This window comes from Priestia sp. TRM10 (assembly GCF_057808375.1).
On sequence record NZ_JBJZOT010000015.1, the window covers coordinates 44,563 to 57,211 of the forward strand.

The 12,649-nt window shown below is 35.6% G+C and carries 10 protein-coding genes; 5 read left to right on the forward strand and 5 right to left on the reverse strand.

Annotation, left to right across the window (positions count from 1 at the left end; genetic code table 11):
- Positions 1-31: 31 nt before the first annotated feature.
- The 4 genes from proC to ACK3CR_RS17095 form a co-directional block, all read right to left on the reverse strand.
- On the reverse strand, positions 32-874 hold the full coding sequence (gene proC, locus ACK3CR_RS17080; RefSeq protein ID WP_019392660.1) for a pyrroline-5-carboxylate reductase: 843 nt from the start codon (positions 872-874) through the stop codon (positions 32-34).
- Positions 875-1,223: 349 nt separating this feature from the next.
- Positions 1,224-2,021, reverse strand: coding sequence for a lipid II flippase family protein (locus tag ACK3CR_RS17085; RefSeq protein WP_328124608.1), 798 nt, complete (start codon positions 2,019-2,021; stop codon positions 1,224-1,226).
- Positions 2,022-2,129: 108 nt separating this feature from the next.
- On the reverse strand, positions 2,130-2,324 hold the full coding sequence (locus ACK3CR_RS17090) for a cold-shock protein (protein WP_019392658.1): 195 nt from the start codon (positions 2,322-2,324) through the stop codon (positions 2,130-2,132).
- A 567-nt stretch (positions 2,325-2,891) separates the two neighbouring features.
- Entirely contained in the window at positions 2,892-4,406 is a 1,515-nt protein-coding gene (locus tag ACK3CR_RS17095; protein ID WP_243519473.1) for a class I adenylate-forming enzyme family protein, read from the reverse strand.
- Positions 4,407-5,083: 677 nt separating this feature from the next.
- On the opposite strand from ACK3CR_RS17095, the gene bcaP reads away from it, so the two are divergent.
- Together bcaP and ACK3CR_RS17105 are read left to right on the forward strand one after the other, a co-directional pair.
- The gene (gene bcaP, locus ACK3CR_RS17100; RefSeq protein WP_328124611.1) at positions 5,084-6,475 is read left to right on the forward strand and encodes a branched-chain amino acid transporter BcaP; all 1,392 of its coding nucleotides are present in this window, start codon (positions 5,084-5,086) and stop codon (positions 6,473-6,475) included.
- A gap of 60 nt (positions 6,476-6,535) precedes the next feature.
- Complete coding sequence (locus ACK3CR_RS17105) at positions 6,536-7,852, forward strand: APC family permease (protein WP_328124613.1); 1,317 nt, start codon at positions 6,536-6,538, stop codon at positions 7,850-7,852.
- Positions 7,853-7,881: 29 nt separating this feature from the next.
- On the opposite strand, the gene cls is transcribed toward ACK3CR_RS17105, so the two are convergent.
- Entirely contained in the window at positions 7,882-9,378 is a 1,497-nt protein-coding gene (cls, locus tag ACK3CR_RS17110; RefSeq protein ID WP_243519465.1) for a cardiolipin synthase, read from the reverse strand.
- 161 nt (positions 9,379-9,539) lie between these two features.
- Between cls and ACK3CR_RS17115 the strand changes: the two genes are divergently transcribed.
- From ACK3CR_RS17115 to ACK3CR_RS17125, 3 genes are all read left to right on the forward strand, one after another.
- On the forward strand, positions 9,540-10,205 hold the full coding sequence (locus ACK3CR_RS17115; RefSeq protein ID WP_410915227.1) for a hypothetical protein: 666 nt from the start codon (positions 9,540-9,542) through the stop codon (positions 10,203-10,205).
- A 66-nt stretch (positions 10,206-10,271) separates the two neighbouring features.
- Positions 10,272-10,961: a response regulator transcription factor gene (locus ACK3CR_RS17120; protein ID WP_243519459.1), complete on the forward strand. Its 690-nt coding sequence runs from the start codon at positions 10,272-10,274 to the stop codon at positions 10,959-10,961.
- Positions 10,942-12,372 (forward strand): HAMP domain-containing sensor histidine kinase, encoded by a 1,431-nt coding sequence (locus tag ACK3CR_RS17125; protein WP_243519456.1) that lies wholly within the window; start codon positions 10,942-10,944, stop codon positions 12,370-12,372. Before ACK3CR_RS17120 ends, ACK3CR_RS17125 begins: the two co-directional genes overlap by 20 nt.
- Positions 12,373-12,649: the final 277 nt, after the last annotated feature.

Here is a 12,649-nt window from a genome sequence, read left to right on the forward strand (position 1 = left end):
GCTAGTTTCAATTTATAGTTTTAATTTACGTTTACTGAGTGACTATTTTTTTATTTAAATTAGCACTGATTTCTTCTGAACGCTGTGCCGCACCTTTAATGGCTTCTGAAATCGCTTCTCCGCCTCCGTGTTTTTCAAGCGCTGCAAGTCCAGCTGCTGTCGTTCCGTTTGGTGACGTTACTTTCTTACGTAAATCAGCAGGTGTATCATCTTGCTCCATCATCATTTTTGCTGCACCAAGAATTGTTTGAGAACCAATTTGACGTGCTGTTTCTTCATCAAGACCGGCTTCTTTCGCTGTTTTTTCAATATGCTCCATCAAATAATAAAAGTACGCAGGACCACTTCCAGCAATTCCTGTAAAGATGTCCATTTTATCTTCTTCAATTACGTAAACTTCACCAATGCAAGCTAGAAGCTTTTTCGCTAATATTACTTTATCCATCGATGTGTGCTTTCCTGGTGAAAGTGCTGTTGCCGATTCTCTTAACATGCTCGATGTATTTGGCATAACGCGAATAACTTGTTGGTCTTCATTTAAATTTTCTTCCATATATGAAGTTGGTATACCTGCTAATACAGATAAGATAACCTGCTCTTTTGTTACTTTATCTTTAATAGATGAAAGAGCCTCATCGATATCTTTTGGTTTCATTGCTAAGATAAAAAAATCTACCGAGCTAAAATCCAATTCTTCACGTTTCATTGCACGAATTCCATATTTATTTCTCAGCTGTTGTAATCTCTCTTCATTGCTTTTATTTGTCGCAATAATTTGTTCAGCAGGAATTAACTCTGCTTCTACAATGCCAGAAATCATTGCTTCTGCCATTGAACCAGCTCCTAAAAAAGCAACTTTTTGATTACTAATCAAAATATCCTCTCCTTTAAAATGGACTGCTGTTTTTTGTGCCAACAACGTAATTAATCGTAACATGGTCATATTCTATGTCAAGGTTGAAACGCCTGTAAGACAAGCCTTTTAGCGTTTTGAAAACGTATACAAAACGGATTTCAGAACACGCTCTAACACTTGTCATTCGTGGGATAGATGAGGAAACTACCTTGGTAAATCCAAGAAACTTTTAAAAATCATAAAAAAATTATCTTTTCCTCATTTGTCAATAGCTTTTTGACAAATAAATATTTTTTCCGTCGTTTTTTTACAAAAAGAGCAACTTGTCCATTGCTCTTTTGTAAAAACTAGAAGCTATCTTCCAAAATTATAAGACGCCAACAAGCTTACTTATATAGGTAATAAGAACAGCTGCTGGAAGAAAGAAGATTTGAGACATTAGCGTCCCTATTAAACGTGAAATCATAAGAAAGATATATGTTCTTGTCATTGCAGAAGACCCTGTATCCTCAATGAGCGCACGCTCTGTCAAAAGTGCTATGTGTGGATCAAGAAATAGCGTAAATAAAATCGTGGCTACTCCGTTAATAATTCCAGCTGACATAATAGATGTTGCACTATGAGCAGGATCGAGAATTGAAGCATACAAAGCTGAAAGAACTCCAGTTGTATAAACAGAGGTTACGAAAATGTTTGTGAGCATCATTCGCTTCGGAATCCCTCCAATGCGAAGTTTTTGCATGACTGTTATTCTTGGCTTTCTTATGTACGAAGGAACATAACGTAATTTTTTAATATTTGTGAGCGTCATTAAATTCATTAGTGATCCTTCTATCTCAAAACGCTTAATAAGTAGAGGAGAAAGTTTCGCCATTGTTGGATAAGCAACTATACTAATGAGTGTTCCGATTGAAGCGCTCAATAAAATAAGACGAAAGGAGAGAACAATACTTCCTTCCATGCCTTCATCAACGCTATCTACCATATTCCCTAAAAGCATAGACTGAGACAAATTCGATGTTCTTGCGATAAGTAAAACAGCACTTGCAATGGAAAGAGATACGGCAATTTTCTTTAACTTCACTCCTCCAAATCGAATGCTGTAGCACGATGTTTCTACAAAGTGAATAACTCCTGTTAAAACTATGATGAGGACTAATATCATAATTGACCAACCTTTTTACCATATTTTTAGAATAGACGTTAACATTTGGTAGAAAGTTGCTCTTTTATCTGAAACAATAAAAAACCAGCCAATTTGGCTGGTTTTTTATTATGAAAGTGTTGGATTATCGACAACTTGAAGAATTTCTACTCCCGACTTCATTTCACTTTCACAAAGCGGGCATGTCGGCGTCTCACTGCTTTTAAAATTATCTCGCACCCAGCAGTTACAATCTTCGGAAACACAGTTCCAAACTTTCGTTTCTGCTGTCACAATTTCAGGGACTTCCTTTTTATTATACATGCGCTCACTCCTTGGTCTTGAAATGGATTCTTTTCCTTTTCATAGCCTTTCCAAAAAAGGCGAAGTTAAGCCATCAAAATGTATTAAAGAAAGATTTCACAAAGAAAATTGTGGATACTAACCCTTTATTATATGCGATGAATTTTCTCTTCATTCAACTTATGATCGAGAGTAACTTCCCAAAACTAGAAACAATGAAAGCCCTACCTCTCTTTCATGCTTACGGCTCCTAGGCCGTGCCTGCTACGAACAAAGTCTTGAGTTTCTTTTTAGTCGGTTTAAATTACTCGTCGCATGTGAGATGTTCATATTCTCGCTATTAGAAAAAGATTTCTTATAGCTTTGTTTCTTCTCACTTTTTAGATATAATGTTCCAGTTATATTTAACGTATTCATACGATTATTTACCCTCGAATATTTAATAGTGTGTTTAAGCTCCGTTTCTCTTATTAAAAAGAGAAATAAACATGTATTAAACTGCTTAAAAAAGAGTCAGTAATATATAAATATACACCTATAAATCACTTAAGTCAACAAAAAAACGAGCATTTCTGCTCGATTTTTTTGTTAAGCATATTGTTTGCGATCACGCAGTACGTTTTTCAATACTTTCCCTACAGGGTTTTTCGGAAGGCTCTCTACAAACTCAACTGCTGGAATTTTGTAGTCAGACAAGCGTCCTTTACAATAAGAAAGAACGTCCTCTTCGCTAAGTGGCGAACCTGGTTGTTTAACAATGAAAGCTTTTGGCACTTCACCAAATGTTTCATCTTTCATCCCAACAACGGCTGCTTCTCGAACTCCTTTAATTGATGTTAATACTTCCTCAACTCCATCTGGATAGATGTTTTCGCCTCCGTATACAATAACATCTTTATAGCGTCCCATAATATATAAGAAGCCATCTTCATCAATCATCCCAGCGTCTCCCATTAGGAACCAGCCGTCTTCAAATGCTTTTTCAGTTGCTTCTTCATTTCCCCAATAACCTTCGAAAACATAGGGGCTTCTGATTAAAATTTCTCCAACTTGCCCTTTTTCTAGAGGTTCATGTGTATCCTTATCCACAATTTTAATCTCAATGTCGTCGACGGGAAGACCAGCAGAATCTGCTTTTTCTCGTCCCATACTTGGTACATATCTTGTTAATACAAATGCTTCTGTACTTCCATAGCCAGAAAGAAGCGGTACATCAATTTCTTTATATTTATCAAATAAAGAGGATGGTACCTTTGTTCCTCCTGTTTGAAGCTGCTTAAGAGATGACGCATCATAATTTCCTTTATGATACTCTTCAATCATATGATTATAAACATATGGAAAAGCCATCATTGAATTGATTTTTTGATCTTGAATGACTTCCCAAATTTGTTTTGGCTCAGATTTCATAGAGCAAACAACTGTCATTCCCATAAAAGCGGCTCCAAATACGCTGATAAGAGAACTCATATGGAAAAGTGGATGAACCGCAAGAAAACGAGCTCCTTCACCTGTATTTTTCCATTTTGAAACATCGCCACTTTCAAAATAGCTTGTATACGTTTTGTGAATAATTTCACAAATTTTAGGTTTTCCTGTTGTTCCTGATGTGAATAAGAAAAGGGCTGGATCTTCTGGATTCACCACAACATTTGGCTCATCCGTTGAATAGCTTTTTAAAAATTGTTGGAATCCTTCTAAGCTTTCATCTTGAGCCATTACAGATTTAAAAATAACATCCCCCTTTTCTTCAATAAGAGGGGCCATCACATTTGCAAATTTCTCATCATAAAGCACAAGTGTAGCTTTGGCAGAATCAATTACATTTTCCATTTCTAAGGTTGTTGACTCACTGTTTGTTGGAATAGCAATAGCTCCTACTTTAAATGATGCAAAAAGGGCTACAGGATAAAATAAGGTATTTTCAAGAAGCAGAGCTACTCTGTCTCCTTTTTTGACCCCTTTTTCCTTCATATAATGAGCAAGTCTGTTTACTTCTTCATTGTATTGTTTAAATGTATAACGGTGTTTTCGGTCCACTAAACCTTCAAAGTTTGGTGTTTCAATAGATCTTTCTACTAAGTAAGAATGAATAGTCTTCATAGCTTTACACACTCCTAAGCTAATGATTTTATTTTTTTATCTTTTGTTCACCTTATTAACTTTATCATAAAGCAAATTCTTTATAAAGTGATGTAGATCAAAAAAGGAAAAAGGACTTAGGAACGGAAAATTCCAGAAAAAGAACCCGCCTCTTTTAGAGTGCGGATTGTAAGCATTTTTATGTTTTTTTTAAACTGGAAACTATTTTCTTTTTAACAACCATTCGTTCTATATATATAAAAGCATTTATTAATGAAAAATATGACAAATTCCCTATTCTAAAATAGAGATTTTCTACCTCAAATTTATTTTCAGTTCTTTTGCTCATGTAAAATTAAAATGTGTTACAAATTTTAAAAAAGTACCTTTTCTCTCTTTTCCTACCGAAATCGTTTAATGCATATATTCGTCCCTGTTAGGTAATGTTGAAAAATAGATATAAATTTGTAGCTGTCTAGTGGTTTTCCAAAATAGATTCTTTTCTATAGAAGAAAGAACACATCCTAGAAAATTATATAAGAAAAGATTCGTTTATCGTTTCTTTTTACCGCCCAAAACCTTTCATACTCTGTTCTAAAACCTTCTCTTGACGCTGATACAAAACGACAATATACTACATAAAGCAATTCATGTTTCAAAAAGACAATTTCATATCGAAGAAAGGGTGATTTTTATTTATGAATAGTATCTTTCGGAAGAAAACGATAGAAGCTCTTTTAGCACAAAGCACACAAAAAGATTTAAAAAGAACACTTAGCGTGTTAGATCTTATCTTCCTTGGTGTTGGCTGTGTAATTGGAACAGGCATCTTTGTTATTACAGGTGTTGTTGCAGCAACAAGCGCTGGTCCTGCTCTTATTTTATCTTTTGTTATTGCTGGAATCGCTTGTGCTCTTGCTGCCTTCTGCTACGCAGAGTTTTCTTCTTCCGTTCCTGTCTCAGGTAGCGTATATACCTATACATATGCTACACTTGGGGAATTTTTCGCTTTCTTAATTGGATGGGATTTGATGCTCGAGTATGTACTTGCAATGGCGGCTGTTTCTACAGGATGGTCCTCTTATTTTCAATCTTTCCTAACAGGTTTTGGGGTTCATTTCCCGACAGCTCTTGGATCTGCTCCTTTAAGTGGACAAGGTGGAATTGTAAACTTACCTGCTGTAATCATTATTCTTCTAATTACAGCTCTTGTTAGCTATGGAGTAAAGGAAAGCGTTCGATTTAACAACGTAATGGTAATTTTAAAAATCGTTGTAATTTTAGCTTTTATTGTGACTGGGATTGGGTATGTTAAACCTGAAAACTGGTCTCCCTTTATGCCTTTTGGAATGAGCGGAGTCATCACAAGTGCTGCAACCGTCTTTTTTGCTTATCTTGGATTTGATGCAATTGCCACAGCATCTGAAGAAGTAAAGCGTCCACAGCGTGATATGCCAATTGGAATTATTGGATCTCTTGTTGTCTGTACAGTGTTATATATTGCTGTATCTGCCGTCTTAACAGGAATTGTTCCATACACAAAGCTCAATGTAGATGCTCCTGTCTCATTTGCTCTTTCCTTTGTTGGACAAGACAAAATTGCCGGTTTTATTTCCGTTGGCGCTGTTATTGGAATGGTTACCGTTATTTTAGCTCTTATTTATGCACAAGTTCGTTTGTCATTTGTAATGAGTCGTGATGGTCTTCTGCCGAAGCCTTTATCGCGTTTAAATAAAAAACGTCAAACGCCATTTTTAAATACGTGGATTACAGGATTTATTGGCGCAGGAATTGCTGGTTTTCTTGATTTAACAACGCTTGCCCATCTTGTTAATATGGGAACTCTTGCTGCATTTACGCTTGTTTCCATTGCTATTATCATTTTGCGCAAGAAATTTCCAGATGTTAAGTCTACTTTTCGCGTTCCATTCGTTCCAGTTGTTCCTCTATTAAGCGCCCTATTTTGTATTTATTTATCACTAAGCTTACCGGGAATTACGTGGATTTCATTTATCATTTGGATTGCTGCTGGAGCTGTTGTTTACTTCTTATATGGGAAAAAACATAGCAATTTAAATGTCAAATCATAATTTTTAAACTGGAGAACGCTTTTTCTTTCAAAAAGCGTTCTCTTCCTTAGGAGTGCATCTATGAATTCACAAAATCAAGAATTAAAAAAAGAAGTTGGTTTATTTTTCGCATTATCTATTGTTGTTGGTACGATTATTGGCTCTGGTGTATTTATGAAGCCTGGCACTGTTTTAACATACTCAGGCAGTGCAAACATGGCTCTACTCGCTTGGTTTCTTGGCGGAATTTTAACACTTGCTGGTGGCTTAACAGTTGCTGAAATTGGCTCGCAAATTCCAAAGACAGGTGGTTTATATACATATATCGAAGAAGTATACGGTGAACTTTGGGGCTTTTTATGTGGATGGGTTCAAACCATTGTTTACGGTCCTGCTGTGATCGGTGCGCTTGGATTGTATTTTGGTTCCTTGCTTACAAATCTTTTTTCATGGAATTCAGCATTAGAAAGTGTTGTTGGAGTTATAACAGTTGTTTTTTTATGTATTGTAAATATTGTTGGTACAAAATATGGAGGCTTTGTTCAAACGCTCACAACAGTCGGAAAATTAGTTCCTATCGTATTTATTATTGTTTTTGGATTATGGAAAGGCAACGAAAATATTGGTTCAACTGTTGACAGCGCGCTTACGGATATGAACTTAGGAGCTGCTATTTTAGCTACGCTTTTTGCTTATGATGGGTGGATTCTCCTTGCTTCAATGGGAGGAGAAATGAAAAACCCCGCAAAACTTCTGCCGCGAGCAATGACAGCTGGCCTTCTTATTGTGACCGCATGTTACCTTTTTGTGAATATTGCACTTCTTCATGTGTTACCAGCTACAGAGATTGTAAAGCTTGGTGAAAATGCAACAGGCACGGCAGCTACGATGCTTTTTGGAGATATCGGAGGAAAAATCATTAGTATCGGCATTATCGTTTCGATTTTTGGGTGTTTGAATGGAAAAATTTTAACCTTCCCGCGTGTAACATTTGCAATGGCAGAACGTGGACAGCTTCCATTTTCCAAAAGTATAGCTAAAATTCATCCTTCCTTTCAAACTCCTTGGATTTCCGTTCTACTGCAGATGATTTTAGCTTCTATCGTCATGTTTGCTAGCAATCCAGATAAGTTATCAGATCTTGCTGTTTTTACTATTTATATGTTTTATATGCTCGCTTTCTTCGCTGTTTTTATACTGCGTAAGAAGAATAAGAGGAAACGGGAATATAGCGTACCTCTTTATCCTATATTACCAATCATTGCGATTATAGGTTCGCTTTTTGTATTAATCAGTACTCTTATGACAAAACCTTTATCATGTCTGCTTTCTATTGGTGTCACTATTATTGGGCTTCCGATATATTACGCTATCAAGAAAAAAAGACAAAGAATATAAAAAAGAAAGAGGAGCTCCTCTTTCTTTTTTTATAATACCGGAGAAAACAAACGCGCAAATGATTCCTTCAATCTTTCTAACAAAGAGCGATGTCTATACGCTTGTTTTTCTACTTTATGGCTATCCTTTATATCTTCATAAAAATTGTGAATAAGCTGTTGAATTGTTTTGCTATGAAGTAAAAATACGTTGATTTCAAAATTAAGCTGAAGACTTCTAATATCTACATTTGCTGTGCCAACAGAGGCAATTTTGTCATCAACAATAAGAATTTTATGATGCATAAATCCTTTTTCATATTGATATATATTTATATTTTCGTTTAACATCTCTCCAAAATAAGAGTTTGTTCCATACTGAGTTAAAAAACCATCATTTTTACGCGGTACCATAATTTTAATATCTACTCCACGAGCAGCCGCAATTTTCAGTGCCGTACGAATATCCTTGTTTGGGACAAAATATGGAGTTGCGATAATAATAGATTCCTTTGCTGATGTTACCATTGCATGATACAAATCACTCATTACACTTTGACTTGAATCAGGACCGCTTGTTACAACTTGTATGCCACCATCCCCGTTTTGTAATTCTTTTGCTTTATACTTAGAAAACGGAAGCTCTTCCCCTGTTATATAAAACCAATCTGATAAAAAAGCAGCTTGAAGAGTTTGCACAACCTCTCCTTTTACTTTCAGATGGGTATCACGCCAAAATGAAAATCTCTTCCCTTCTCCTATATACTCATCCCCAATATTCATTCCGCCTACAAACCCTACTTTCCCGTCAATTACAATGATTTTACGATGATTTCGAAAATTGAGCTTTTGGTTAAAAAAACTTCGACGAAGCGGCAAGAAGCCATGTACACGCACACCACATTCTCTCATTTTTTTAATCGTCCTTCTTGAAAGAGAACTGCCGATAAAATCATGATAAACAAGGACTTCACATCCGTTTTTAGCTTTTTCGCAAAGAATGTCAATAATACTCATCCCAACTTTGTCATCTCTCAACGTATAGTATCCAAGGTGAATATACTCCCGAGCTTTCCTTAGCTCTTCTCGAATAGCTGGAAAAGTCTCATCTCCATTTTTCAACACTTCTGTTTGAGAATAGCAGCTTAGAGGGTGTTGACTTAGCGTTTCCACTAAATCTGCAAACGATTTTTCTTTTTCATTGAATCCTTGTGATAGCTCAGACGGTCTGCAGTGAATCATTTTCTTCATCATTTCAATATGTTTTTCTCGCTTTCTTTTAAACAAATGCCCTTTGACTTCAAGCTGTCCAGAATAAATAAAAAAAACATATCCCACAAGAGGGAAAAAGATAATAGCATACATCCAAAGGAGCGTTTTGTAAGGAGAACGATTTTCAAGCATAATCCCACCACAAATGGAAAGCACAATAACTATGTAGATTAGACCAAATACAATTTTTGTATTTAACGAATAGTTTGTTACCACCACAACTATAAAAGAAACGATCATGCCTAGAAAAAATAAAAACTGTCGAATTTTTTTCATATTTTTCTTCCTCTCTATAAACGCCACTTCGTACTGTTACCATAGCCTATTATGCACTTTTTCAAACTGAGAGAATATGACTTTTTAGCTTAGGACATCTTCTTGACATATTTCTAAGATAAAGTAAAAGAAACGCTTACGAGAAATAAGGAGGAAATAACATGACATCCGTATGGAACGAATCACTTGAAAACCATTCAAACAAACATCGTTATGATCAAGAAACGCTAATTCAGGATCCTGTCCATTCTCATATACAAGCCTTTTTAGAAAGATGGAAAAGAAACAGAGCTAAAAAAGATCAAGCTCTTTTACAACATGCACGAGTTAAGAGACTAATAAGACAGGCTAAGAAACTCGGTATATCAACAGAAAAGCAAACATTCACCCAGCTTCGCAATCAAATTCGTCACAAACATCTATATCAAAAGGCACAAAATGCCGGTATTGAAACAAGCGGAAAAAGCAAACATGAAATTTCTCATCGTCTTTATGCTCTTCATTTAGAAACTGAAGCACAAAAAGTAGGAATCTCGCCTGAAAATCTAGATTTTCTAACTCTTTCAAAATTAGTACGCCAACAAATGATCCTACAAGAAGCGAGTGAGCTTCGTATTTCAGTAGAAGAAAAACCATTAGAAACTCTTGAGGAAGAAATTCGCTGTCAAAAAATAAAGCGCGCAGCTACTCTCCTTGACATAAATGTTGAAAATAAAAACGAACGTGAACTTTTAAAAGAAATTGTAAGAAAGTATCCACATAAAATAAAAGAGCTTGATTTATTTCCTAGAAGTTGTGCGAGAGTCTTTTTTCCATATCATGAATAAGTAAAGCTATTCTCAAGCTTTACTTATTCGCTATAATAGAAGTAGACTTTCAAGGAAGTGAGAACCATGCAAAAAATTTTAATTGTAGAAGATGAACAAACGATAAGCCGAATTCTTTCCGTTTATTTAAAGAAAGCCGGCTACAGTATTGAACAAGCCTTCACAGGGCAAGAAGCTTTTGATAAATTTGACGAGCAAACTTTTCAGCTCGTTTTATTAGACGTGATGCTCCCTGATTATGACGGATGGCACATTTTAAAAGAAATACGTGCCAAAAGCGCTACACCTGTCATTATGTTAACAGCGCTAAGCGATGTGCAATATCGTCTATCAGGTCTTAATGGAGGTGCAGACGATTACATTTCAAAACCTTTTGTAGCTGATGAAGTGGTTGCGAGAGCTCAAGCTGTTTTACGTCGCTCTGTTGGTACGCTTAATAGCGAAGACAGCCAGTATTTTGGTAATTTAAAACTAGACTTTAAATCACATACAGTAACGTTAAATGGGGTCTCTGTCGAACTAACGAGAAGAGATTTATCTTTACTTTTTTTCCTTGCTCAACATCCGAACCAAACATTTACAAGAGATCAGCTTATTGATCAAGTATGGGGGATAGATTACGAAGGAAGTGACAGAGCCGTTGATTTATCTGTTAAGCGTCTTCGTCGAGCATTAGAAAACTGGAACACTGATGAAGGAGAAATTAAGACACTACGAGGATTGGGGTATCAATTTTGTGTATACACAACAAGCTAAACGCTCATCGCTTCTTCGCTATTGGACAACTCGTTATGCTTTAACACTCGTTATTGGTCTTGCTATTATCTTGATTATGAGCGTTCTGTGGATTCGTCATTCAACACTTGAAAATAATTTAAATCTAAACAAATATATGGCAGAAGAAATTGCCGATCGAATGGAAAATAGCGTTGCAAATGATATCGATGGCCCTCTGAAAATCTTTCCTAATATTTTGGAGGATCGCAGCAAAATTCTGAATTCCAAAAAAGAACCTTCTCTTTACATTGTCAATGAAAATGGACAAGTCATTTTCTCAAATGTTCGTTCACCTGGAGTTATAAACAGCTTTGTGTCATCGTCTTTTTTTAGCAGTAAAGATACGGTTAAAAAATTTCGTCTTGATTCTCCTCCATACGATATCTATGTTGTAAAATCAGCTATTGAAATGGAAAATGGAGAAAAAGGATGGGTTCTAGTTGTTCAGCCTGAAAAAGAATTAACCGAAGTTCACCAAGAATATAGTCTTTTACTTATTATGATTATTAGCCTTGGACTTCTAGGCTGGGGGGCTATTTACTTTTTATCACGAAAGTTAACCTCCCCTATTCAAGATGTGTCGAAGGCAGCCAAACGTATTGAAGCAGGACTTTATGACGTAAATTTATCTGAGAACGTACCACAGCAGGAAATGTATGAGCTTATTCACTCTTTTAAAGAAATGGCCCAAAAGCTTGAACGTCTTGAGTCTTTACGTGCTGAACTTCTTGCAGGTGTAACTCATGAATTAAAAACACCCGTCACTTCAATAAGTGGTCTTCTTCAAGCTGTGAAAGACGATGTTGTAACAGGAGAAGAAGCAAAAGAGTTTCTAGACATTTCTGTAAAGGAAACAAGCAAACTTCAAAACATGATTGGAGATTTGTTAGACTTTAATGCTTTTACAGCTCAGGCTATTCCTATTAACATTGAAACTCACGATGCGCTTGATTTAGTTAAAGAAATCACGTATCAATGGCATCTTGCGCAAGGAAATGAAGCTCTTTCATATGATATCAATGCAACCAACAAATCTATACTTGTTGATGTAGATCCAATGCGCTTTCAACAAATTATGACCAATCTTTTAAACAATGCTAAACATGCGATGAAGGAAAGCGGTCATATTACAATAGAGTGTTCAGAAAGCTTAACACAACTACTTATTACAGTTACAAATAACGGACCTCCTATTTCTGAAGAAGAACAACCTTTTATATTTGATCGATTTTTTAGAGGAGAAAAGAAAAAATACGAAGTCCGTGGATTAGGGCTTGGCCTTCCCTTTAGTCAAATGTTAGCACGAGCTATGAATGGAGACTTATTTTTACAAGCTTCCTCTAATGAAGGAACATCGTTTACAATTACACTTCCTCTTCATACAGATTAAATTCAAAAAAGCCATGATTCTCATCATGGCTTTCTTTTACGATTATGTCTTATTTTTATTTTTTGTCTTACTTTCTTTTTTTAGAATGTGATAATAGGTGAAGCCTAAAAGAATAACACCTGAAATGCTGCATACATATTGAATAATTCTCATCGTATCCATTTTATACACCTACCTCTATTAATAGTAATTAGAATGTTCGATTTTCTCTCTTTTATACAGAAAAGGATGATAGAGGAAGTTGTTCAATTAACGATAAGTAATAAGAAAAGTTCTT